The sequence below is a fragment of the Uliginosibacterium silvisoli genome (genome assembly GCF_036017035.1).
GTDB lineage: Bacteria > Pseudomonadota > Gammaproteobacteria > Burkholderiales > Rhodocyclaceae > Viridibacterium > Viridibacterium silvisoli.
Genome location: NZ_JAYXHS010000004.1, coordinates 175,190 through 199,631 on the forward strand (window position 1 = coordinate 175,190; position 24,442 = coordinate 199,631).

A 24,442-nucleotide genomic window follows, 5' to 3' on the forward strand; every position below is an offset into this window, starting at 1 on the left:
GCGACTGCTTATCGGCGCGATAGCTGCCGGCAATGCTGTCGCCTGTCTGCGACTAGAGCTCGACAGGCTGGTGCTCGGGCGCGCGGCCGGCATGGCTGATCGACCGCAGGTCCCCGTCAAGCCTTCAAGGCTAAAGATTCCGCAGTGTGTGACCGATCATCTATACTCGTGCCGAAAAATAAAAAACAGTTCCGGGCCGTCAAGGAACAACATCACAGATCACAGGCAAAGAACTACGTTCAGCGAACTTGCCCTGATGTTGGCACGGGGCAATGTCGCGCAGCACGCGCTACGCCATCTATAGAGTCTTGGAGACCTGCATGTTGAACGCGAATCACGTATCTGTCACAGCCCTCAGAACCCTGCCCATGTTCCAGGGAATCGCACCTGAGCGCCTCGAGATGGTTGCGCGCTGCGCCATGTTGCGTCGTGTGTCGCGTGGCACAGCTGTCGTGCTGGCGGGTGACACTACCGACAACGTCTATTTCGTCCTCAACGGCAATCTGAAAGTGGTCGTCAGCGACGAAGACGGACGTGAAGTCATCCTGACCATGATCGGGCAAGGCGACATTTTCGGTGAGATGGGCGTGGTGGATGAGGAGCCCCGTTCGGCCACCGTGACGGCAGTTTCGGCGGTCGATCTGGTCGTGATTGCGCAAGCCGATTTCCGTCGCATCCTGCAGGACAATTTCGAACTCTGCCTGCGCATTATGGGCAGCCTGGCGCGCCGCCTGCGCGAAGCTGATCGCAAGATCGAGAGCTTGGCGCTGATGGACGTGTATGGTCGTGTCGCGCGCCTGCTTCTCGACATGGCTGAAACTTCCGATGGCCAGACCATCGTGCGCAAGAAAATATCCAAGCAGGATATTGCCAAGATGATCGGTGCTTCCCGCGAGATGGTGTCGCGCGTCATGAAAGACCTGCAAACGAGAGGTCTCATCGATGAAACCGACTCTGGCGTCATTCTGTACGAGCAGATCCACACGGTCTGAGCCCGGGTCAGACCCGAGCTGATCCCGACAAGCCGCCCGGCGCGCCTGCGCCCGGCGGCTTGTCCTTTTATGGCGTGGCCTGTCGGCCTGACACGCTATAATCCGGCATTCCCTTAGCCCGGTATCTACCGCGCCCTCATGCTTTTCCGTTTTGTGTCACGCCAGGCCTCCCAGCCATTACCCGAGAAAATCGGCCTGCTCGTTCGCGAAGCTCGCTGGTTGATCATGGGCGCCATCGGGGCGTACGTTGCCATGGTCCTGATCGGCTACGACAAGGGCGACCCGGGTTGGTCTCATGCCGTGCCGCCGGGGCGTGTCGTGAATCCGGGCGGGCGTTTCGGCGCCTGGTTTGCGGACATGCTTCTGTCATTTCTGGGCAGCTCTGCCTGGTGGCTGGTGGTGTTCCTGTTCTGGGGTCTCTTCTTCAGTGGCCGTCGCTTGCGCGACGAACTGGCCGGCGACCGCCGTTCCTTCTTCATTGTCATCGCCGGTTTCGTGATCGTGCTGTTGTCCAGCAGCGGCATCGAGGCGGTACGCTTCTATAGCAGCACGGCTACATTGCCCGGCGCTCCTGGTGGGCTGGTTGGGCTGGAGATCGGTGAGCTGTGCGTGCGTTACCTCGGTTTTACTGGCGGCACCTTGTTCCTGCTGACCTTGTGGGCCGTCGGCTTGTCCATTTTTGGCGGCTTCTCGTGGGTCGTGGCCGTCGAGAAACTTGGGCACGCGCTCGAGGCCTCGGCACTGTGGTGCCATGCGCAATACCAGACTTGGCAGGATCGGCGCGTGGGGCAGGAGCTGGTCGTCAAGCGCGAAGAGAAGGCCAAGAAGGAGCGCAAGAAGCGCGAGGAAAAACCACCGGTCACCATTCACATCGAGCCCGTGAAGACGGAGATCGTGAAGTCGGAGCGCGTGGTCAAGGAGTCGCAGCAATCGCTGTTTGGTGATACCGGCACGGGTGGTTTGCCGCCGCTGTCGCTGCTCGACGCCGCATCCAATGATGTCGAGCCGCCATCGGTGGATTCGCTTGAGTACACCTCGCGCCTGATCGAACGCAAGCTCGCCGACTTTGGTGTCGAGGTGAAGGTGCTGGCTGCGTATCCGGGGCCAGTCATCACGCGCTTCGAGATCGAACCCGCAACAGGCGTGAAGGGCAGCCAGATCATGAATCTGGTGAAGGATCTGGCGCGTGCGCTGTCCGTCATCAGCATCCGTGTCGTCGAGACGATTCCGGGCAAGACCTGCATGGGCCTCGAGATTCCGAATCCGAAGCGCCAGACCGTGCGCATCTCGGAGATCATGGGGTCCAAGGTCTACCACGACATGAACTCGCCGCTGACCATCGTTCTCGGCAAGGACATTGGTGGCAATCCGATGGTGGCCGATCTGGCCAAGATGCCGCACCTGCTTGTGGCGGGTACGACCGGTTCCGGCAAGTCGGTCGGTATCAACGCGATGATCCTGTCGCTGCTCTATAAGGCAGAGGCCGACAAGGTTCGCCTGATCCTCATTGACCCGAAGATGCTGGAATTGTCGGTGTACGAAGGCATTCCGCACCTGCTGGCGCCGGTCGTAACCGACATGCGTCACGCTGCGCATGCCTTGAACTGGTGTGTCGGCGAAATGGAGCGTCGCTACAAGCTGATGTCTGCGATGGGTGTGCGGAATCTGGCTGGCTTCAACAAGCAGATCACCGACGCACAGAAGGCTGGCAAGCCGCTAACCAATCCCTTTACGTTGACGCCGGAAAATCCCGAGCCGCTGTCGACGCTGCCGATGATCGTCATCGTCATCGACGAGCTGGCCGACCTGATGATGGTGGTTGGCAAGAAGATCGAAGAACTGATCGCGCGCCTGGCCCAGAAGGCACGTGCGGCAGGCATTCACCTTGTGCTGGCGACGCAGCGTCCATCGGTTGATGTGATCACCGGCCTGATCAAGGCCAATATTCCGACGCGTATGTCCTTCCAGGTGTCGAGCAAGATCGACTCGCGTACCGTGCTTGACCAGATGGGCGCCGAAGCGCTGCTGGGCATGGGAGACATGCTTTACCTTGCGCCGGGGAGCGGTTATCCGACGCGTGTGCATGGTGCTTTTGTCGACGACAAGGAAGTGCACAAGGTCGTCGAGTTCCTCAAGACCACGGGCGAGCCGGACTACGTCGAAGGCATCTTGAGTGGCGGCGCGGACGAGGGTGGCGGGGAGTTGGTTTCGCTTGAGGGTGCGGGGGGGGAGCCGAATGGTGAATCCGATTCGCTCTACGATCAGGCCGTGGAAATCGTCGTCAAGACACGCCGGCCATCGATCTCGCTGGTCCAGCGCCACCTGCGGATCGGCTATAACCGCGCTGCGCGGTTGATCGAACAAATGGAAAAGTCCGGTGTCGTATCTGCCATGAGCGCCAACGGCAATCGGGAAGTCATCGCGCCGCCGCCGCGCGAGGAATGATTTCTGCGCGTCCTGTTTTTTCCTTGCAGTAGTTGATCGGATATCTCATGCGTTTCATCGTCACCTCACTGAGCTTGCTATTGTCCTCGGCCGCGTACGCAGCCAACGGAGTCGAGCAGCTGCATCAGTTTCTCGAGGGGAGCAAGACAGCCAAGGCGAGCTTCACGCAGTCTGTGATCAGCAAGAGCGGCAAGGAAGGTCAGAAGGCCAGTGGCTCGATGATCTTCCAGCGTCCGGGAAAGTTTCGCTGGACCTATGAGAAGCCGTACAACCAGCTCATCGTTGGTGATGGCAGCAAGCTCTGGTCGTACGACAAGGAGCTGAATCAGGTCGTCATCAAGCCGATGAGCCAGGCGCTTGGGTCGAGCCCTGCGGCACTGCTTGCCGGTGACAATGCACTCGAGAAGAATTTCGACCTGAAAGACGGCGGCGAAAATGGCGGCCTGGCCTGGCTGGATGCCACGCCCAAGAACAACGAAGCCGGCTTCGAGCGCGTGCGCATTGGTTTCAAGGGTGGCCTGCCTCAGGCAATGGAAGTGAAAGACAATTTCGGCCAGACCACGGTGCTGCAATTCGTCGGCTTCGAGCGCAATGTTTCGGTGACGGCGGAAACCTTCCGCTTCGTGCCGCCCAAGGGCGCTGACGTGATCGGCGAAGGCGCCAATCCGTGACCTGTACGGATGACTGATCCTGTGTCTGATCTTTTCTCCGATCAGGCTCCGGCCGGCAATGTTCCGCTTGCCGAGCAGCTACGTCCCAAAACGCTCGATGAAGTCGTCGGGCAATCCCACCTGCTCGGAGCGGGCAAGCCACTGCGCTTGGCAATCGAGTCGGGCAAGCCGCATTCGATGATCCTGTGGGGGCCACCTGGCGTGGGCAAGACCACGCTGGCGCGACTCATGGCGACGCATTTCGATGCCGAGTTCATGGCGCTTTCCGCAGTCTTTTCCGGCGTGAAAGACATCCGTGAGGCGATGACGCAGGCCGAGGCCAGCCGTGCGCGCAGCGGTCGTCACACCATCCTGTTCGTCGATGAAGTGCATCGCTTCAACAAGTCGCAACAGGATGCATTTCTGCCTTACGTCGAGTCCGGGCTGGTCACTTTCATCGGTGCCACGACTGAGAATCCATCGTTCGAAGTGAATTCGGCTTTGTTGTCGCGCGCCTCGGTGTACGTGCTCGACAGCCTCAAGCCGGAGGAGATGACGCAGCTCTTCGAGCGCGCCCAGCGCGAGGCCATGCCGGATCTGAGTTTCTCGGACGAAGCGAAAGAGCGTCTGATCGGTTGGGCAGACGGCGACGCACGCCGCTTCCTCAACGTGCTCGAAACCCTGCGTACGGCTGCGGGCGCCGCCAAAATCACGAAGATCGATGGTGATTTCGCGGCGAGCACGCTGTCGCAGAACCTGCGTCGCTTCGATAAGGGCGGCGAAGCGTTTTACGACCAGATATCGGCGCTGCACAAGTCGGTGCGCGGCTCGAATCCCGATGCGGCGCTTTACTGGTTTGTCCGCATGCTGGACGGTGGCGCAGATCCGCTCTATCTCGGTCGCCGCATCGTACGCATGGCCAGCGAAGACATCGGCCTTGCGGACCCGCGTGCGCTGCGCATTGCACTGGATGCTTGTGAGACCTTCGAGCGCCTTGGCTCACCCGAGGGCGAGCTGACCCTGGCGCAGGCCGTGATCTATCTCGCTTGTGCAGCCAAATCCAACGCGGCGTACATGGCCTACAACGAAGCAGTCCGATTCGTGAAGGGCGATGGCAGCCGGCCCGTGCCGATCCATCTGCGCAATGCGCCGACGAAGCTCATGAAGGAACTGGGCTATGGCAAGGAATACCGCTACGCGCACGACGAACCGGGCGCCTATGCAGCGGGTGAGGATTACATGCCGGAAGGGGTGCCCGCGATCAGATGGTATGAGCCGACTGACCGCGGGTTAGAGGCGAAGATCGCCGAAAAACTCGCATACCTGAAAGGGCTTGATCGCCGCGCGAGAGGCGGCAAAGATCAATGAGCGAGCGGGTGCGCAGCACGGAACTGCGCATACACGTGAAACACGTGTTCGGATTTGGCGGACTCTCCGACGCGTAACGCGTCTTCAAGCATCTCCGCCAGGCACTGATCCATCAGGATCACGCCGTTGTCTGACTGCACCAAGCTACATGCAACCGTTGCCGCAACTTCACACGGGATGTGCTCGTGTTGCGCAAACAACTCCACTTCTTCCTCAGTGAGATCGCAATAGTCCAGACAATCACGCATTGAAAGCATCTGCATTCCTTCCCTGAATGGTTGTATCCGTGCCCTGAGTTCAGCCTATACCTGCAGGCCGCAAACGCCAGTAGCGCTTTTCAATCAATGCGAAGGTGGTCGATAGGGGCGGATAGGTGCGCTGTGACCGTCACGCAATGCGGTCCGCCGTCCGTGCGCGATTTTTGAGACAATTCACGACTTGCGGCGCCGCGTGCGTGCCGCGCAACAACGATAACAACTCCGAACCGGCAATCCCATGCTCGATATCCAATTGCTCCGCACCCAGCTCGACACCGTCGCGCAAACGCTTGCTAACCGCAAATTCGTGCTCGACACCGTCGCTTTCCAGACACTTGAAGATGAACGCAAGGTTCTGCAAACCAGCACGCAAGACCTGCAGGCCAAGCGCAACAGCCTGTCCAAGCAGATCGGCATGCTCAAGGGCAAGGGCGAAGATGCGTCGGCCGTGATGGCGGAAGTGTCCGGGCTTGGCGATGAACTCAAGGCTGCGGAAGAGCGCTTGTCGGCCCTGCAGGAAAAGATGACAGACTTCCTGCAGCGCTTGCCGAACCTGCCGCATGCATCGGTGCCGGTGGGTACAGACGAGTCGGGCAATGTCGAAGTGCGCAAGGTGGGTACGCCGCGCAGCTTCGATTTCGAAGTGAAGGACCACGTCGATGTGGGCGGTCCGCTGGGCCTCGACTTCGACACTGGCGCCAAGCTCTCGGGTGCGCGTTTCACCCTCCTGCGTGGCGGCATTGCACGTCTGCATCGCGCCCTCGCGCAGTTCATGCTCGATACGCAAACGGGCGAGCATGGCTACGTCGAACATTACACGCCCTACATCGTGAATCCCGAAGTGCTGTACGGCACGGGGCAGCTGCCCAAGTTTGCAGAAGACATGTTCCGGGTTGAACGCGGTGGCGAAGGTTCGCAGACCCAGTACCTGATCTCCACGGCCGAAATTTCGTTGACCAATACCGTGCGCGAATCCGTGCTCAAGGCAGAGGAGCTGCCGCTCAAGCTGACCGCACATACGCCATGCTTCCGCTCGGAAGCCGGGAGCTACGGTCGTGACACGCGTGGCATGATCCGTCAGCATCAATTCGACAAAGTGGAAATGGTCCAGATCGTTCATCCGGACACCTCCTACGAAGCGCTCGAAGGTATGGTCGGGCACGCCGAAGCGATCCTTAAGAAGCTCGGCCTGCCATACCGCGTCGTTGCGCTGTGCACGGGCGACATGGGTTTCGGCGCAACCAAGACCTATGACCTCGAAGTCTGGCTGCCGGCACAGAACGCCTATCGTGAGATTTCTTCCGTCTCGAACTGCGAAGCCTTCCAGGCGCGTCGTATGCAGGCCCGCTTCAAGAACGAACAGGGCAAGAACGAGTTCGTGCACACCCTCAACGGCTCTGGTCTTGCCGTCGGCCGCACGCTGGTTGCCGTGCTGGAAAACTACCAGCAGGCCGATGGCTCGGTGATCATTCCCGATGCGCTGCGCCCTTACATGGGCGGGCTGGAGCGGCTTGCGGCGCAATAAGGCGCCGGATTGTCAAATCGACTAGCCAGAGCGATAAGAGCTGGCTATAATGCGCGGCTCGCGGAGAGGTGGCAGAGTGGTCGAATGTACCTGACTCGAAATCAGGCGTAGGTGCAAGCCTACCGTGGGTTCGAATCCCACCCTCTCCGCCACAAAATTGGAAAAGCCCGATTTCCTGATTCAGGAAGTCGGGCTTTTGCTTTATTGTGCCTGCCTTGGTCTGCGTGGCTCAGGTGGCGGTGTTCAAGGGCAGGGTCACGGTCACGCGGGTCGAGTTTGTCGCATCGTCCGTTTCCATGGCGATTTGCCCGCCTTGGGCTTCCGTGAGCATCCTTGCGGAGTAGGTGCCGAGGCCGGTTCCTCCCGGTTTTCCTGAGCTTGCGAATTTCTCGAAGAAGCGTCCGCGCATGGCTGTGGGGACTGTGCCCTGGTTCTCGATAACGATGGACAAGGCGGTGTCGGCACGGAGCGTGATACTGATCGGGGTGCGCTCGGGTGCGGCCTCGCAGGCATTCTTCAGCAGATTCTCCAGCACTGAATAGCAGAACATGGGTTCGCCGCTGATGGTGAGTTGTTCCTCCGGAACGTTGTCGGCATTCACGACGTGAATCCCCAGTGTCTTGGTGGCAAAGGTCTTCTGGTTGATCTCTGCGAGTCGTCGTGCGATCTCTATCACGGCTACGGATTGGGGCCTGAGCTGGAAGCGTCCCGTCTCGATCTTGTACAGCTCGGAGGAGCGGTTGATCATGTTGAGTGCCTGCAGGACGGCTTCTTCGATCATGCGTAACTGGTCGTTCTGGTCTTCGCGCAGGTTGCTGTGTGCGACGAGGTCTTGAGTCAGGCCTATCACCCCGGCAAGCGGTGCCCGGAGGTCGTGACGGATGACTTGCTCCACGTCCCCTTTCAGACGCGCAACTTCGAGCATCGTGTCGTAGTCGGATTGCAGTTGCCGGTGCAGCGCGATGTAGCGCATGAAATTCCCTACACGTAGCTGCAGGGTTTCAGGGTTGATGGGCTTGGAGACGAAGTCTACTGCGCCGAGCGTCATACCCTTCAGGCGCGAGGTCTCGTCATTCAGTGCCGTCACGAAAATGATCGGTATGTGTTCTGAGGCAGGATGGGCGCGCAATTTCTCGGCGACTTCAAAGCCGTCCATGTCAGGCATCATGACGTCGAGCAATACGAGATCGGGCGGCGTATCCGAATGGCAGATGGCGAGCGCTTTTTCGCCGTTATGAGCGATCTTGACCCGATACTCTTCCTTGAAGATGTGCGCCAGCAGGCGCAGATTGTCGGGCGTGTCGTCCACCACGAGGATGGTGGGCGGTGTCGCGACGCCCAGCTCGGCTTGCTCGTCCGCTAGCTGTTCGGGTGCGGTGGCGGGTAGCCTGGCTGTCGGCAGGGCCGGGTAGCTACGCGTCATTGCGCGCTTCAGACGTTCAGCAAAATTCCCTGCCGTATACGGTTTGATCAGCACTTCGGACACGCCGGAATGGATGACTTCCTGCACGCGCTCGCGCTCGGTCTCCACCGTAATCATCATGAAGGGCAGGGCGTGCAGTGCAGGGTCGGCGCGGAGTGCGCGCAGCAGATCGAGACCTGACATTACGGGCATGTTCCAGTCGGACAGCACGACGCTTACTTGCCCGTTCCGGATGAGCTTCAGCGCCTCTGCACCATTGGCCGCTTCGAGGATGCGCTCGGCGCCGAGCTGTCGCAGCTGCCCGGCGGTAATCTTGCGCATGGGCTCGAAGTCGTCCACCACCAGAAAGGTGGCTTGTGTGACTTGCTGTCTGAATGTCTGCGGTTTGCCGGTCGCGTTATGGGTCGTCTGTGTGCTCATTGGCCTTCTCCGAGAAGCCTGCTGACCTGTTCCTGTTTCGTCGCCATGTCCTGATCCGTATCGTGGAAACGCGTGGCGATCGCCTGGAATTCACTCTTCAGTTCGATGAAGGCATCCACCAGGTCGGGGTCGAAGTGTTTGTCCTTGCCTTCGATGATGATCTGGACTGCCTTGTCGTGCGGCATGCCTTCCTTGTAAACGCGCCGGCTGATCAGCGCATCGTAGACGTCGGCAATGGCCATCAGGCGTGCCGACAACGGAATGTCGTCGCCGCTTATTCCTTGCGGGTAGCCTGAGCCGTCCCATTTCTCCTGGTGGGCATAGGCGATTTCCTTGGCCATGGCGAGGAAGGGCACGGGCGTCCCCAGCGCGTTCTCTGCATGCTCGATGGCATCGCGCCCCAGGGTGGTGTGGGTTTTCATGATTTCGAATTCATGCGGCTCGAAACGACCGGGTTTGAGCAGGATGCGGTCCGGGATGCCAACTTTGCCGATGTCATGCAGTGGCGCGGATTTGAACAGTACGCTGATGTAGTCGTCTGTCAGCGTGGCGCTGAAGCGCGGGTGTGCCTGTAGTTTCTGCGCCAGTGCCTTGACGTAGTACTGGGTGCGTCGGATGTGATTCCCGGTTTCGTTGTCGCGGGTTTCTGCCAGCGAGGCCATGGCCAGGATGGTGACGTCCTGGATCGCCATGACCTCGCGCGTGCGTTGTTCGACCTGCTGTTCAAGGAAGGCGCTCTTGTCGCGCAGGAAGTCGGCACTGGCCTTCAGCAGCAAGTGGTTGCGCACGCGCGCCAGCGCGATGGGCGGGCTGATGGGCTTGGTCAGGTAGTCCACTGCGCCGAGTTCCAGCCCCATGCGCTCATCGTCCGGGTTGCTTTTGGCGGTCAGGAAAATGACTGGAATGTCGCGCGTGCGGGCATCGCTCTTGAGCGCGCTGCATACCTGGTAACCATCCATCTCCGGCATCATGATGTCGAGCAGGATCAGGTCAGGCGGCATGCCTGACTGCGCAATACGCAGCGCCTTTTCTCCGCTGTTCGCGACCTTGACCTTGTAGATGTCCTTGAGCAGGTCGCTCATCAAGGTGAGATTGTCGGCCGTGTCGTCGACCAGCAGGACGGTGTGCCGGGGCGCCAGGTTGAGGCCTTCTTCGAGTGTGCTCATTTGCTTCCCTCCCTTCGCGGCCTGGATGTCAGGTGCTGCGCAGCTGTTCAGCAGCCTCAAGCGTGGCCGCTGCAATTTCGAAATCGTAGTTCGACAATGCCGTACCGATCTGTCGCCAGTGCTGTGGATATGCTGCCTTGAAAAGATCGGCCTGTGCATCCCACAGATCGGATGCTTCTGCATCGCTATCCGCGAGGAGCTGCCTCAGACGCTGTGTCTGCGCATGTAGCTGATCGGCATCTACCTGTGTGGCTGGCGCGGTCGTGGCCGTGTCTGCTTCGGATTCAAGTGCTTTCAACGCAGCCATCACAGGATGCAGTTCGCGCAGGACCTTGTCCTGCAGGTCGTCAATCGTTGTTGCGGGGGCATTCGCGAGGCATGCGGCTTCCAGCTCGGCCGCGGCGTTCTGAATGCCTCTCGCACCGATGTTGCCGGCAGTCCCCTTGAGGGTGTGGGCCAGGCGTGTCGGCGCGCTCGCATCCTGCCCTTGGCGTGCAGCTGCGAACATCTGCGCAAAGTCGTGCTGGCCTTCGTGGAACTTGCTCAACAGGCGCCTGTACAAGCTTGCGCTGTTCATGCTCGTCGCCAGGCCCGCCTGCGTGTCGATACCGGCAATGGCAGGAATGGTCTCCGCTGCGGTGGATGTCGTCCGCCCGGGGATTGGCGCGGTATTCCCGCCGGGATGAATCCAGCGCGCCAGCGTGGCAAACATCTCACCGATGTTCAGGGGTTTGGCGACATGGTCCTGCATGCCGGAGTCGAGTACTTTCTGTTTGTCGCTGGCCATGACATTGGCTGTCATGGCGATCACCGGCATCTGGTCGAAAGCCGGGTTGCGTCGCAGGAGGCGCGTGGCTTCGTAGCCGTCCATCACGGGCATCTGGCAATCCATCAGTACGCCGTCGAAGCGCGTGTCCTGCGCAAGGATGTCCAGCGCGATCTGTCCATTGTCGGCCACCACGACTTCGACGTTGGCCTTGCCCAGCAGGTCGATGACCAGCTCCTGGTTCATGTCATTGTCCTCGACCAGCAGCACGCGGGCACCTCGCAGGCTGGCCATGGCGTCGCTGTAGTGCTGGTTGCGTTCGCTGGCGCGCGTTTCCAGCAGAGTGCCCTTGCCAAGTGCGAGACCAATGGCTTCGAGCAGGGTAGAGGGCGTAACCGGCTTGGGCAGGACGGAGTCCAGGTTGACGCCATGCTCTGCGGCGCTGCTCAGGGCTTCTTCGCGGCCATACGCGGTCACCATGATGATGGCGGGTGCTTGCGTCAGCTTCGTCTCGCGCAGTTGCCGGACTGTCTCGACGCCATCCATGCCTGGCATCTTCCAGTCCATCAGGATCATGTCGTAAGGCTGCGAGCGTTGCTCTGCCTCCATGGCCATGTCCACAGCCTGTCGGCCATTCGTGGCGATGTCCGCCTTGAGGCCGAACGTGTTGGCCATTGCCGTGAGGATCTCGCGTGCCGCGGCATTGTCGTCCACCACCAGCACCCGCGTATCCAGCAGCTCATCTGCATGGAACATGCGACGTGGCTTCGGAGTCTTTTGCAGGCCGAAGCGGGCGTGGCAATGGAAGGTCGATCCCTTGCCGACCTCGCTTTCAACCCAGATGCGGCCATCCATCATCTCCAGCAGATTCCGCGAGATGGCGAGCCCGAGTCCGCTGCCACCATATTTACGCGTGGTCGACGCATCGGCCTGGCTGAAGGACTGGAACAGTCGTGCGCATTGTTCCGCGGTCATGCCGATGCCCGAATCGCGGACGCTGAAGTGCAGCTCTACCGATTCGTCATCGCCCGAGACGCGCTCGATGGCGATGATGATCTCGCCACGCTCGGTGAACTTCACCGCGTTGTTGCCAAGGTTGATCAGCACCTGGCCTACCCTCAATGGGTCGCCAATCAGGTCGGTAGGCACGTCCGGGGCAATGTGGAACAGCAGTTCCAGACCCTTGTCTTCGACCTTCAGGCCGATCAGGCTGGCGAGGTGATCCATGACATCGTCTAGGCTGAAGTCGATGTGCTCGACCGTCAGCTTGCCGGCCTCGATCTTCGAGAAATCGAGAATGTCGTTGATGATGCCGAGCAGGTTTTCGCCGGCACGCTGCACTTTCTCGATGTAGTTGCGCTGACGCTTGTCCAGATCTGTCTGCAGTGCCAGATGTGACATGCCGATGATGGCGTTCATCGGCGTGCGGATTTCGTGGCTCATGTTGGCGAGGAACTCGCTCTTTGCGCGCGTGGCTGTCAGGGCTTGTTCGCGGGCCAGACGGAGCTCGTCTTCGGCTGCCTTCTGGGCGGTGATATCCAGATAGGCGCCGTACATGAAAAGGATCTTGCCGGTCTGCTCATCACGCACGGCTCTGCCGTATGCATGTAGCCAGATGATCTGGCCGTTTGCAGGACGCCTGTAGGCATAGACGGATTCGTACTTGTCGTTCTCACCATCTATCGTTGCCTGGTAGCGTTTTCCTGTCTGCTCCGCACATGCCTGTTCCGGTGCCAGCATCTTGTCCGCCTCCAGCAGGCGTTCGTACCACTCGTGTTGCAAGTGATATAGCCCGCCACCCGGTTTGATCTCTTCTCCCAGAAGTCTTGCTGTGCGTTCCGGCATGAAGACATAGTCAGGGTTGCCGTAGTCGACTACCCATATGCCGCCCTTGGTCTGGTCCATGGCCATGTCGGAGAGGAAGTTCATGCGCTTGACTTCTTCTTCCAGCTGCCTGCCTTTGCGCAGCTCTGTCTGGAGCACCTCGATCGAGCGTGCAAGCGAGCCGACTTCATTCGGGTATCCGGTATGCGGGATGCTTTTGTCCAGATGCCCCTCGGCCATGTCCTCCACTGCCTGGCGCAGGCGCTGGCTGGGAAGGCGTACCGAGCGTCCCACCAGCACTGCGAACAATATGCCCAAGCCCAGACCTAGCCCCAGGCAGAGGGCGGTAAACCGACGCTGCCGCACATAGTGCTGATCGCTCTCCAGGATCTTCTTGTGCGCGGCTTCTTCCTTTACCTTGGTCAGCCGATCGAGTGCTGCATTTGCCTGCAGACCGAAGTTCTGGAACTCGGGGTCAGCAGCGACCGCCCGGGCTTCGTCCACCTTTCCCTGTCTGAGCTTGTCGACGGCCACCTCTACGAGGGTCCGGTAGGCGCCATAGGCCACTTCGAATTCGGCAAAGTTCTTGCGGTTTTCCTCTCGCACGATGCGCGGCTGAAGCTCCTGCAGTGCTTTGTCCAGTGAGGTCTGGGCGTCGTCGACCAGTACCAGCGCCTGCTCGCGGCTTGCCTCATCGGAGGCGAGGATGGCCTGGCGCAAGGATCGCCCGCGCTGCGAGAAATGGATCAGTGCGTCCTTGGCGTTTGTAATGCCAAGCAGGTCGTCATGGTAGATGTCCTGCAGCGAATCATTCTGCTCGGCCTGCATCTTGATGCCGTTCAAGCCGATCGCCAGCGTGATCAGCAGCATTGCGCCAAAACCCAGCATCAGCTTGGTCTTGAGATTCTGCCTCTCCAGCGCTATCGCAATGGAATTCATGTCGCCCCCAACTGTGTGAGTCTGCGCTGGTTGCGATCTGGCTCATCCACCTGCTGATGATGCCATCCGCTTGCCCGGTCGCCTGCTCGAAGTGTGGGTGTAGTTTGCCTCAGTTTCGAGAGCGCCACGCACAAGATGAAAGCTCTCGACCGGGCAGGATGCGACGGGCGGCCGGGCGAGGGCTACCTTGGCCTGCTCAGGGCCGCATGATCAGCGCATGGGCTCGTCAAGCAGCAGGAAGCATCCGGCGCCTGGCTCGCCGGATTGCCCTGTACGTGTCAGGCGGTGAGGGCGCCGTCCGGATTACTCCTGGATCTCCAGCGCATCACCCGTTGCCGTTGCGTTGATGGCACGGCGTGGCACGCGATTGACGTCCAGCAGGCGTTCGATGCGCGCAAAGACTTCCTGGCGTGAGAAGGGCTTCTTCATGAAATCGTCGGCGTCGGAATGCTTGCCGAAATAGTACTCGGCGGCTTTTTCGCTGCCGCTCATGGCGATGACGGGGATGTTCTGCAGATCGGGGTCGCGGCGGATCTTGCGCAGGCAGGAGTAGCCATTCATGCCGGGCAACATGACATCCAGGAATATCAGGTGTGGACGTTCGTTGCGTGCGATCTCCAGGCCACTCTCCGCATTGCCAGCCTCGAGCGTCAGGCAGCCGACTGATTTGAGGTATTTATTGAGGGTGCCGAGGATAGTCGTCGAGTCGTCGATGATGAGCACTTGCGTGCCTGGCCGAGGGTCGATGCGCTTTTGCCTGCGTCGATTTACCGGCATTACCGTCACGGTATTCGGGACGATGTACAGATCTTCTTCCGGTTCAGTTTTTACAGGCTTCCGGCGAAGCCAGCCAAAGAGTTTCATTGCAGTTCCCCGTGTTGTGACGGCCCCTTTGATGTCCGGGCAATCTGCACGGGACTGTACGACCTAAGTCGTCGGGCAGCGCGTGAAGTGGGTCACTAGCAATGTCGCGAAAGCCGGGCGTTTGCGCGAAGTGTGCGGTGCAGCAGAATGCGGCTCACTTGGCCGGCTTGCCATCTAGCCCCAGGCGCTGGCATTTGCTGGGATCCAGAGGTTTTTCGACAGCGAGACAGAACTTCGTGCGCGGCAGGATGTTGGCGACTTCATGCGCTTCGCCCGGCGCGAGCGTGAAGGTCTCCCGTACGCTGCCGCTTTCGTTGAAGATCGCGTAGCTGCACTGGCCCGGTGAGGCCGGGTGACACTGGAACTTGTGACTGCTGTTCGGCGAGATCGCATTGCCGGGCGTGCTTGAGCCCGGCAGGCTGCCGCAACCGGGCAGCAGGAGCGCTAGAGCAAGGAGCAAAAAGCTGAGTCGTGTTGCGGGCCGCATCTTCATGTCAGTCCTCATCTCCGTTCTTCTCCTGGTGGCAACGGGGCTTGCTCGCCCCAGCTGTTATTTGCGCCAGCTATTACTTGCTCCACGTATCGCGCAGCGTCGTGGTGCGATTGAACACCAGCGTCTTCGAGGTGTGGTCCTTGCGGTCCGCGACAAAGTAGCCGTGGCGCTCGAACTGGTAACTCTCGCCAGCATGCGATGAGACCAGGCCCGGTTCGACATAGGCTGTGACAATGCGCTTGGAGCCCGGATTGAGCGCTTCGAGGAAGTCGCGGCCACCTGCATCGGGATGGGCTTCGCTGAACAGGCGGTCGTACAGACGCACTTCTGCCTTGAGCGCTTCACGTGCGCACACCCAGGTGATGACGCCCTTGACCTTGACGCTGTCAGCGCCCGGCGTGCCGCTTTTCGTGTCGGGCACGACTTCGGCCAGTACGGCGGTGATGTTGCCATCGGCATCTTTCTCGCAACCCGTGCACTTGATGACGCAACCATACTTGAGACGCGTCATGTTGCCCGGGTAGAGGCGCTGGTATCCCTTGGTCGGCATTTCGAGAAAGTCTTCGCGCTCGATCCACAGTTCGGACGTCAGGTCGAAGCGGCGCTGACCCATCTCAGGGTGATGCGGGTGCACCGGCGCGTGGCAGGGCTCGGTGCGGCTGGTGAAGCAGTGCTCCCAGTTGGTCAGCTTGAGCTTGAGCGGATCGAGCACGGCCATGGCGCGTGGCGCCTTCTCGTCGAGGTCTTCGCGCAGTGCGCCTTCCAGCGTGCTGTAGTCGATCCAGCTGTCATGCTTGCTCGCGCCGATACGCTCGCAGAACAGGCGGATGGCTTCCGGCGTGTAGCCACGACGGCGCAGACCGACGATGGTGGGCATGCGCGGGTCGTCCCAGCCGTCGACATGCTTGTCATCCACGAGCTGCTTGAGCTTGCGCTTGCTGGTGATGACGTAGGTTAGGTTGAGGCGTGCGAATTCGTACTGGTGCGGCAGCGGCGCGGCGAGCAGGCCGCCTTCTGCAAGACGAGCGAGCAGCCAGTCGTAAAACGGGCGTTGATCTTCGAACTCCAGCGTGCAGATGGAGTGGGTGATCTGTTCGAGCGCGTCTTCGATAGGGTGCGCAAAGGTGTACATCGGATACACGCACCAGTGGTTGCCCGCGCGGTGATGCTCGGCGTGGCGGATGCGGTAGATGGCGGGGTCGCGCAAATTGATATTGGGCGATGCCATGTCGATTTTCGCGCGCAGGATCATGCTGCCGTCCGGATACATGCCGTCGCGCATTTCGCGGAACAGGGCGATGCTCTCGTCGGCCAGGCGGTCGCGCCAGGGCGAGGGTTTGCCGGGTTCGGTCAGCGTGCCGCGGTTGGCGCGCATCTCATCGGGCGTCTGCTGGTCGACGTAAGCGTGGCCCTGGCTGATCAGGTGCTCGGCCGCGTGATACATGAAGTCGAAATAGTCGCTGGCGTGGAACAGATGCTCCTGCCCGTTGGCCGTCCAGTCGAAGCCGAGCCACTTCACCGCGTCGAGGATGCCGTCGACGTATTCCTGCTCTTCCTTCTCGGGATTGGTGTCGTCGAAGCGCATGTGGCACACGCCACCATAGTCACGCGCCAGGCCAAAGTTCAGGCAGATACTTTTTGCGTGGCCGATGTGCAGGTAACCATTCGGCTCGGGCGGAAAACGTGTGCGGATCTTCGCTGGATCGGCCTCGCCGGCGGCGTGCGTTGCAGCGTCTCCCGGCTGGCCACCCCAGCGGCGGACAGCGAATTTGTTGGCCGCGAGATCGGCTTCGATGATGTTTTTGAGAAAGTTGGTGCTGGCTGCGGGCTTGTCTTTGGGGTCGGTCACTGGCCGGTTTCCTGATGTGGCTGTCCGCGCATGCGCAGACGGGTAACCGGCATTTTAGCTGTTGTAGGCTTTGTGCGCTGCGGTGAGACGTATCTGTCTGTTGCAGCGCAGCCTTTCTTCAAGCCATGTCGCGCGTCAGGCGGATATCGACTTCGCGATCGACGTATTGCCACTCGGGCGATGCGCGCAGGCGTTCAAGCAGCAGGTCAAAGGCATTCCCGTGTTCCGGCGCGAATTCGAACCAGGTCAGGAAGTCGAACGGTTCGGGCTGCGTCAGGTCGCGGCAGTGGTGCAGGCGGCGTGCAATGGCGGGCAGATACTCGAGCCCGATGCGGATATGGTGGGACTGCTCTTCGAGAATGTGCCTGCGCTCGTCTTGCGTCAGTGCCCACCACGCGGCGCTCTTGCGAATCGGGATCAGCGCGGCGCAACTGGCTTCAGGCCGTGCCAGGCCTTCCTGTCTGGCGACGAGCTGCTCTTTTTCCGCGCGCTCGACGTAGCGCTCGTTGCTGGTGATGCCCTGCAGTGACCACTGCGATGCACCGGCCGGGGGCGACTCATCGGCACCCCTGACGTGCAGCCGACCGACCTCCTGAAGCCCTTCACCTGCAAGGGTGCGCGCACTGATCACACGCCACGGCCCGCTGGTGCCACCTGTGAAGACGAACAATCTATTGCTCATTCCGACTCCCCGGTCTTGTTCACGCGCGGTGTTGCGCGTTGCACCGGGATTCAAGCAAATGTCATTCCGTCGAAGCCTTGGCCCGACACTCAGCTCGACCAGCGCACCTTGGTCTTGAGGTCGCGGTCGGCCGCTTCGAGGCTGGGCATGCTATTGGTGATGATCGCGTAATAGCCTTGGCCAGCGCGCTGCACCCGCACCTGCATGCCTTCAAGCTGTACGGTCTGGGTATCAGGGCCGCCGTGCTTGCCCGGAATGAGCAGCAGCGTGACCTTGCCCTGCGGTGTGTCGTAGGCAATGTGCCAGCCCATGCCGAAGCCTTCGATCGGGCAGAAGTGGATGTAGCGCACCTGCCCGAGCGGCTGTTGCATGGCGCCGCCGAAGTTCGACAGGACAAGCCCGAACTGGCTGGCGTCGAGCGACTTGTGGGAGTGGATCTCGGCCGTTTCATCGCCCGCATGTGCAGCAGCGGCCATCGCCAGTTGGGCACTGTCTCCGCCAGATTCGTTGCCGATGTGCAGGCTGACCGCAACGGTGAGCACTACCGAGGCAGCAAGCGCGAGGGCTCGCCAGGCGGATTTCCGACCCTTGTGTACGCGCAGGAGGATGCGGTCGTTGAGGCCTTCGGGCAGCGGTACAGAGAGCGTTTCGGCGACTGCGGCTTCCGTCTTGTCGATGCGCCGCGCGAAGGCTTGGCACATGCTGCAACTGGCGAGGTGTTCCTGCGCTGCGCTGGAAATACGCTTGGGATCGGCGAGCTTCTCGCGACGGAAATCGAGGCAGACATAGGCTGCGCCGTCGGAGTATCCGGTGTTGTGGGTGGCTTGCTGGGTCATGACGACTTCCTTGACCAGTTATTGGCATTGGCTGGACTGGCTTCCAGCGTGCTGCGCAGGGTTTGCCGAGCGCGGGTCAAACGGACCATGATGGCGCCCTCTGTCGTTTCGAGCTGTTCGGCAATTTCACTGCAGGAGAATCCGCCAAGCGTCTGCAACAGGAAGGGTTCGCGTAGTGACAGCGGCAGGCTGCCGATGAGGTTTTCCAGATCGTAGAGCTCGATGGCGTCGTGGTCCGCCGCAATGTCCAGGTCCTCTGGCGCTTCGTCCACGTAGTCGAATTGTTTGCGTTCATACAGTCGCGCATGCTCGTTACGCAGGATGGTCATCAGCCAGGGCTTGGGGTTCTCGGGGTCTCGCAGCTTGTCCCAGTTGGTCCAGGCGCGTGAGAAGGTCTCCTGCACGAGATCTTCGGCGACAAAGCGGTCGCGACACATCCAGTAGGCGAAGCGGAACAGCTCCGGGCTGTAGGCGCGGACCACCTGATCGAAGTGCTTCTGCCGTAGTCGCGAAAAAATCGGTACAAGCATGGCGTTGATTGTTTCCTGATTGCCGTTGTGGCGTCCTTGTAGCGAAAGACCGGCGCAGCGCGCCAGAGCTTACAGGGCGTCGCAAATATTTACTGCGCATCCAGTCGTGACAAGGGGCACGGCTGCCGTGCGACGAGCCATGTGAATATCCCCCCGGTTCCTATCGTGAAGTCATGGGCGTCGCATGGAGCGACCGAGGCATGGCAGTGTTTTCAGGCGTCCTGATGACGCCGGGGTGAAAGGTGGCGGTGTGTCTGAACATTCGGCTCCAACTGCAGCACGGCTCTTCTCCAGGGTGGCCGAGGGCCATGCAAAGTTTCGCCCCTGTTATCCGGACAGTCTGCTCGACTACCTGGCGGGCCTGGCGCCGCGCCGCCAGCTTGCCTGGGACTGCGCTTGTGGCAGTGGCCGTGCGACCCAAGGGCTGGCCGAACGATTCGTGTCGGTGATCGGCACCGACCTGAGCGCGGCACAGATCGCCCTCGCCACGCCCCGTCGCGATGTGCGCTACCAGGTGGCGCCGGCGCACGAAAGCGGCATCGAGAGCGGCACGGTCGATCTCGTCACGGTGGCGCAGGCGCTGCATTGGTTTGATCTGGAGGCTTTCTACGCGGAGGTGAGGCGCGTGCTGGTGCCGCGCGGTGTACTTGCCGTATGGAGTTATGGCGCGCCCGATATCGAGGACGAAGAAATATCAGCCCTGCTGGAGGAGTTCCGCACGCGGATCGTGGGCGCTTACTGGCCGAAAGAGCGTCGTCACGTCGACAACGGCTACGCTGACCTGCCATTTCCGTTCGAGGAAAGCAGCGAGGCTGCGCCTGCATTCAAGCTGGAAATCTGCTGGAGCCTGCCGCAACTGCTGGGCTATCTGCGCAGCTGGACGGCCAGCGAGGCTTATCGGCAGGCGACAGGCGTTGATCCCGTGCTGTTACTCGCCGCGCGTCTTGTACATGTGTGGGGTGAGGCCTATCACCAGCATCGCATCAGCTGGCCACTGCGGCTGCGGACGGGGCGGCTGGCGGCATAATGCCGTGCATGAAGCCACGCATCCTGTTCAACGCCTGCACGCCTGAATATTTCTTTGGCGAAGGCTGCTACATCACCGAATGGTCCAACTCGCCGGACGACGCTGCCGCATCGATTGCCCGTGCCCGCGTCCTGCCCGGCGTGACGACGCGCTGGCACGGCCTCGACGGCATCGCAGAGCGCTACGTGATCCTGGCAGGGAAGGGCAGCGTCGAAGTCGGCAAGCTGCCCGCAATGCCCGTGGAGCCTGGTGATGTGGTGGTGATACCGCCGGGCGAGCGTCAGCGCATCCGCAATACCGGCGACGCCGACCTTGTGTTCCTGGCGATCTGTACGCCCCGTTTTGTGGTCGAGGCGTACGTCGATCTCGAAGGCCCTGCACAGCCAGCATAAGAGCGCCGCGGGAGATCGCGGCCCGTGGCCGTGAAGCTCAGGCCGTTGCAGCCAGATCCACGATGCTGAAGTCGTGCGTGATCTCGGCAGTCTTCGCCAGCATGAACGAGGCAGAGCAGTACTTTTCCTCTGACAGCTTGATGGCACGCTCCACGGCCTCGCGCTTCAGGTTCCGGCCTGTGACGGTGTAGTGGTAGTGGATCTTGGTGAACACCTTGGGGTCGACTTCCGCTCGCTCCGCCGTCAGTTTGACCTCGCAGCCTTCAATGGCGTGACGGCCGCGCTTCAGGATGAGTACCACGTCATAGGCCGTGCAGCCGCCAGCACCCAGCAGGATCATTTCCATCGGACGCGGCGCCTGGTTCTTGCCACCAAGATCGCCCGCACCTTCCATGATCACCGCGTGACCACTCCCTGTTTCAGCGATGAACTTGGCGTCGCTCGCCCACTTGACCGTGCATTCCATTACGTCGTCACTCTCTGATAAATGATGCGGATTGGTGAGGCGCGATTTTAGCGCAGGCGTGTACGCCAAAGGACTGTGGCGACGCTTCTCCATGCTGCAATGGTTGGGGTGTGGGTGATATTTTCAACAGATCGCGGCGGCCGGGCGCGATTTTGGCAATCCGGATCAAGCGCCGCCTCGCGAACAACGACATCCTGCATCCCGGCCCATCCTGCACGGATGGCGCTACAGACCATTACAAAGAAACGCGGGACATGTATTTCAAGACCGGCAGCGCATGCCGGCAAATGCCCCGTGATACAGGAGACAGAAATGAAACTCAGGCTTGTTCTGGGCGCGCTCGCGCTCGTTCTTTCGAGCGGCGCATTTGCCGCGGCTGATGCACCGTCCGGCTGGACCAAGTGCGCACAACCTGGCGCCACCTGCACGATGACCGGCACCCATGAGACCACCATGGGCAAGTCCGGCGTGTTCTCGCCCAATGTCGTGCGTACCGGCAGCTTCGTCTGCTCGCTGGCAAATTTCCCGGGCGCGCCAAGCAACGCCTCGTGGTGCTCTTACAACCCTGCAACGGCTACGGCCAGCAGCTCGAGTAGCTCCGTAGCGGCATCGTCGAGCTCCAGCTCGAAGTCTTCCGTTTCTTCCTCATCCGTGGCCTCGTCCGTGTCGTCGTCCAAGTCGAGCTCCAGCAGCTCGGTCAGCACCGCGGCCATCCAGGTGTTCATCGCGGGTGACTCGACGGCCAGCCTGTACGGCAGCGACAGGTATCCGCGCATGGGTTGGGGTCAACCGTTCCAGCAGTATTTCAAGAGCACGGCCACCATTGTTGATGACGCGAAGTCGGGTGCCAGCACGACGAGCTTCCTGACGACCTCGAACTACGCTGACATCAAGGCGAAGATGAAGTCGGGCGACTACATCCTGATCCAGTTCGGTCACAACGACGAAGACGGCAACCCGGCTGCCACGACCTTCTACAACACGCTGAAGACCTATGTGGATTACGCGAAGAGCGTTGGCGCGCATCCGATCCTGATCACGCCGGTGACGCGTCGCACCTTCGCTACCGATGGCTCGGGCAACATGAAGAACAGCCACATCACGACCAAGGGTGGTGACTACCCGCAAGCCGTGCGCAATCTTGGTTCGGCAACGGGCACGCCCGTCATCGACCTGACCGCGCGCAGCATGACCTTCTTCAAGGGCGTGGGCGATGCGGGCTCCAAGGCCTACTTCCTGTATGTGCTCGCGTCGGAAGGTTTCCCCGGCTATACCTCTGACACGACAGACAACACGCACTTCCGCGAGAAGGGCGCGATTGCTGTCGGCCAGCTGGTGGTCGATGGTCTGCGCGACCTGAACTCGCCGCTGGTCCAGTACCTGAAGTAAAACCGGCGCTGTATTGCCACTGAAAAAAGGCCGGGAGATGTTTCCCCGGCCTTTTTTCTTGGCTGCAGGAGCGGGCCATGCCCGCGATGACGCAGGTGACGAAGCAGTACTGGCCATTGTCGTGTCCGTCGTATTGCGGGCATGGCCAGCCCCTGCTTCAGGAATCGCGCCGGACCGAACTTGCCGCCAACGCCCCGGTTACTTGCGTGGCAGGTAACGCGCAGCGTCCATCGCATCGACCAGTTCGCGTTCGAGCGGCAATGGCTCGTCATTGATCTGCGAAGCCAACAACTCGGCGCACAGCATTCCCCATACCAGCCCGCGCGCGCCGAAGCCTGAGAGCAACCATAGCTGCGGCTCGCGCGGCAGCTCTGCTAGTGGCGTAGTCGTGCGCAGCGTTTGCACCGGCAAGGCACCGACATGCGGCAGGCGATCGGGCGTCACGGGGCGCAGGCTTGCGCGGCCGCCCAGCGAGGCCGCGTCGATGTCCTTGCCCGTGCCGGGCAGCATGAGATCGAGCTTGGAAAGATTCTCCGAATGCTCTTCGGCACGCAGACCGGTGTCCGGATCGTTCACCAGGAAGGTTGCGCCGAGTGCGTGCCAGCCATCGATGGCGGGCGTGAGATAGCCACTGCCGCAGATGACGGTATCGAGCGGAGTGAATTGCTCCGCAGGAATATGGCTGACCTGGCCCCGTGCGCTGTAGAGCGGCAACCATTCCTTGCCGAGCAGGCGATGTGCGTCGTGCGCATTGGCGAGGATGAGATGGGCTGCACTGGCAATCTGCTCGTCGTCTTTGTCGTACGCATGCCATTGCTGGTCGCGGTACTCGACACGCGCGACGTAACTGTTGAAGCGCGTTTCGATGTGTGCAGCCGGGTAGCGTGCAGCCAGTGCAAGATGTGCTGCACACAGGCTGGGCGGGCTGATCCAGCCGCCTCGAGGAAACCACCAGCCGCCAAAAGCGCAGGGTCGGCCGGAAATCCGTGACGCGCTTTCAGCGTCCAGCCACTGCATGAAATCTGCCGGGGGCTGCTGTGATTCGACGGTCTGCATCTGCTTGCCGGCCTGTACCGCATCGCGTGCCAGATGCAGGACTCCGCATTGCGACCAGCGCGCGGGATTGTCGTGCCCGGCCAGCGTCGCCAGATCGTTCAACTGGTACGCAAAGCCGGCACGGGTAACGCGCGCCATGAGGTTGTCATCCCGGCTCGGTTGCGGGCGGAAGGCCCCCGCGAAGTTACCGGAAGCGCCCTGGGCGGGCGCTGCCTGGGCATCGACCAGCGTGACCTGCCAGCTGCGCGCCGCCAGGCGCTCGGTGATGGCCGTGCCGGCGAGGCCGGCGCCGATCACCAGCGCGGTCTTTGGTATTGCGGCTGCCGCTGTCTCTGCGTTTGTCTGGCCGCGAAATTCGCCCGTCAGCATGTGATGCTTGCCGGTGAAGCCTTGCGTCTTGCGTACCTCGAAACCCGCCTCTGCAAGCCCGGCGAGTACGGGCGGCGAGACCGACCAGGTCGCCACGCTGGTGCCGCCGTGCGAGAGCTTTGCCAGGGCGGCGAAGACGGCGGGGGACCACATGTCGGGATTCTTTTGTGGTGCGAATCCATCCAGGTAGATCGCGTCGGCCCTGGCTACACACTGCGGCAGCAATTGCGCGGCTTCGCCAAACAGCAAGGTCAGCACCACTCGGCCGCCGTCGAGTTCGATGCGATGAAAACCGGGCAGCAGCATGGGCCAATGAGCGCGCAGCTGTTGCGACAGTGACGACGGGGCGCCTGACATGGCATGCGCGCGCCCCAGGTCTTCCGCCGAGAACGGGTGCTGCTCTACCGAGATGAAGTGCAGGCGCGCACAAGCCTGTGGATCGTCACGCCAGGCCTGCCACGTGGCGAGAAAGTTGTGGCCAAGACCGAAGCCCGTTTCGAGTACGACAAAAACCGATCTGTCGCGCCAGCGCTCCGGCAGGCCGTTGCCCCGGAGAAAGACGTGCTCTGCCTGCAGAAGCGCCCCTTTGTTGCTGTGATAGATGTCGTCGTACTGCGCCGACCAGGGCGTGCCATCCCCGTTCAAGGTCAGGGAGGCTGGCTGCAGGGTTGCTGGGGTCGGTAAAGGCACGTTCGAGTCTGAAGGACAGAGGGG

General features: G+C 61.1%; 20 protein-coding genes and 1 tRNA gene. 9 read left to right on the top strand and 12 right to left on the bottom strand.

The genetic code is table 11. The features are described from left to right. Positions 1-320: 320 nt before the first annotated feature. The 4 genes from VVD49_RS18700 (at position 321) to VVD49_RS18715 (ending at position 5,455) form a co-directional block, all read left to right on the top strand. Positions 321-992, top strand: a complete 672-nt coding sequence (locus VVD49_RS18700; RefSeq protein ID WP_327600743.1) for a Crp/Fnr family transcriptional regulator — start codon at positions 321-323, stop codon at positions 990-992. A gap of 138 nt (positions 993-1,130) precedes the next feature. After that, a complete protein-coding gene (locus VVD49_RS18705) occupies positions 1,131-3,437 on the top strand; it encodes a DNA translocase FtsK (RefSeq protein WP_327600744.1) in 2,307 nt (768 codons plus the stop codon). A gap of 47 nt (positions 3,438-3,484) precedes the next feature. Next, positions 3,485-4,108 carry an outer membrane lipoprotein periplasmic chaperone LolA gene (gene lolA, locus VVD49_RS18710; RefSeq protein WP_327600745.1) on the top strand — a complete coding sequence of 208 codons (624 nt, stop codon included), beginning with the start codon at positions 3,485-3,487 and terminating at the stop codon, positions 4,106-4,108. A 21-nt stretch (positions 4,109-4,129) separates the two neighbouring features. Further along, a complete protein-coding gene (locus VVD49_RS18715) occupies positions 4,130-5,455 on the top strand; it encodes a replication-associated recombination protein A (protein WP_327600746.1) in 1,326 nt (441 codons plus the stop codon). On the opposite strand, the gene VVD49_RS18720 is transcribed toward VVD49_RS18715, so the two are convergent. After that, positions 5,449-5,712, bottom strand: coding sequence for a hypothetical protein (locus tag VVD49_RS18720; protein WP_327600747.1), 264 nt, complete (start codon positions 5,710-5,712; stop codon positions 5,449-5,451). The two genes, VVD49_RS18715 and VVD49_RS18720, sit on opposite strands and share 7 nt — an antisense overlap. A 238-nt stretch (positions 5,713-5,950) precedes the next feature. On the opposite strand from VVD49_RS18720, the gene serS reads away from it, so the two are divergent. Beyond that, positions 5,951-7,237: a serine--tRNA ligase gene (serS, locus tag VVD49_RS18725; RefSeq protein ID WP_327600748.1), complete on the top strand. Its 1,287-nt coding sequence runs from the start codon at positions 5,951-5,953 to the stop codon at positions 7,235-7,237. A gap of 62 nt (positions 7,238-7,299) precedes the next feature. After that, positions 7,300-7,389, top strand: a tRNA-Ser gene (locus VVD49_RS18730). A 77-nt stretch (positions 7,390-7,466) separates the two neighbouring features. On the opposite strand, the gene VVD49_RS18735 is transcribed toward VVD49_RS18730, so the two are convergent. From VVD49_RS18735 to VVD49_RS18775, 9 genes are all read right to left on the bottom strand, one after another. Next, a complete protein-coding gene (locus VVD49_RS18735; protein ID WP_327600749.1) occupies positions 7,467-9,080 on the bottom strand; it encodes an ATP-binding response regulator in 1,614 nt (537 codons plus the stop codon). Beyond that, a complete protein-coding gene (locus VVD49_RS18740; protein WP_327600750.1) occupies positions 9,077-10,246 on the bottom strand; it encodes a response regulator in 1,170 nt (389 codons plus the stop codon). Before VVD49_RS18740 ends, VVD49_RS18735 begins: the two co-directional genes overlap by 4 nt. Before the next feature lie 28 nt (positions 10,247-10,274). Further along, positions 10,275-13,775, bottom strand: a complete 3,501-nt coding sequence (locus VVD49_RS18745) for a response regulator (RefSeq protein WP_327600751.1) — start codon at positions 13,773-13,775, stop codon at positions 10,275-10,277. 303 nt (positions 13,776-14,078) lie between these two features. Further along, the gene (locus tag VVD49_RS18750; RefSeq protein ID WP_327600752.1) at positions 14,079-14,498 is read right to left on the bottom strand and encodes a response regulator; all 420 of its coding nucleotides are present in this window, start codon (positions 14,496-14,498) and stop codon (positions 14,079-14,081) included. Positions 14,499-14,793: 295 nt separating this feature from the next. Further along, positions 14,794-15,132 (bottom strand): hypothetical protein, encoded by a 339-nt coding sequence (locus VVD49_RS18755; protein WP_327600753.1) that lies wholly within the window; start codon positions 15,130-15,132, stop codon positions 14,794-14,796. A gap of 73 nt (positions 15,133-15,205) precedes the next feature. Continuing rightward, the gene (locus VVD49_RS18760) at positions 15,206-16,981 is read right to left on the bottom strand and encodes a glutamine--tRNA ligase/YqeY domain fusion protein (RefSeq protein ID WP_327600754.1); all 1,776 of its coding nucleotides are present in this window, start codon (positions 16,979-16,981) and stop codon (positions 15,206-15,208) included. A gap of 118 nt (positions 16,982-17,099) precedes the next feature. Further along, positions 17,100-17,663, bottom strand: coding sequence for a chlorite dismutase family protein (locus VVD49_RS18765; RefSeq protein WP_327600755.1), 564 nt, complete (start codon positions 17,661-17,663; stop codon positions 17,100-17,102). A gap of 89 nt (positions 17,664-17,752) precedes the next feature. After that, positions 17,753-18,499: a DUF3379 family protein gene (locus VVD49_RS18770; protein ID WP_327600756.1), complete on the bottom strand. Its 747-nt coding sequence runs from the start codon at positions 18,497-18,499 to the stop codon at positions 17,753-17,755. Next, the gene (locus VVD49_RS18775) at positions 18,496-19,029 is read right to left on the bottom strand and encodes a sigma-70 family RNA polymerase sigma factor (RefSeq protein ID WP_327600757.1); all 534 of its coding nucleotides are present in this window, start codon (positions 19,027-19,029) and stop codon (positions 18,496-18,498) included. The genes VVD49_RS18770 and VVD49_RS18775 overlap by 4 nt, the downstream gene beginning before the upstream one ends. Positions 19,030-19,279: 250 nt before the next feature. Between VVD49_RS18775 and VVD49_RS18780 the strand changes: the two genes are divergently transcribed. Then, entirely contained in the window at positions 19,280-20,056 is a 777-nt protein-coding gene (locus VVD49_RS18780) for a class I SAM-dependent methyltransferase (protein WP_327600758.1), read from the top strand. Between the two features lie 8 nt (positions 20,057-20,064). Next, on the top strand, positions 20,065-20,448 hold the full coding sequence (locus VVD49_RS18785; RefSeq protein ID WP_327600759.1) for a cupin domain-containing protein: 384 nt from the start codon (positions 20,065-20,067) through the stop codon (positions 20,446-20,448). A gap of 37 nt (positions 20,449-20,485) precedes the next feature. On the opposite strand, the gene VVD49_RS18790 is transcribed toward VVD49_RS18785, so the two are convergent. Then, a complete protein-coding gene (locus VVD49_RS18790; RefSeq protein ID WP_327600760.1) occupies positions 20,486-20,914 on the bottom strand; it encodes an OsmC family protein in 429 nt (142 codons plus the stop codon). A 312-nt stretch (positions 20,915-21,226) separates the two neighbouring features. Between VVD49_RS18790 and VVD49_RS18795 the strand changes: the two genes are divergently transcribed. After that, on the top strand, positions 21,227-22,303 hold the full coding sequence (locus VVD49_RS18795) for a rhamnogalacturonan acetylesterase (RefSeq protein WP_327600761.1): 1,077 nt from the start codon (positions 21,227-21,229) through the stop codon (positions 22,301-22,303). A gap of 198 nt (positions 22,304-22,501) precedes the next feature. Here the strand turns inward: VVD49_RS18795 and mnmC are convergent, their stop codons facing one another. Beyond that, positions 22,502-24,418 (bottom strand): bifunctional tRNA (5-methylaminomethyl-2-thiouridine)(34)-methyltransferase MnmC2/FAD-dependent 5-carboxymethylaminomethyl-2-thiouridine(34) oxidoreductase MnmC1, encoded by a 1,917-nt coding sequence (gene mnmC, locus VVD49_RS18800; protein WP_327600762.1) that lies wholly within the window; start codon positions 24,416-24,418, stop codon positions 22,502-22,504. Between the last annotated feature and the right edge of the window lie 24 nt (positions 24,419-24,442).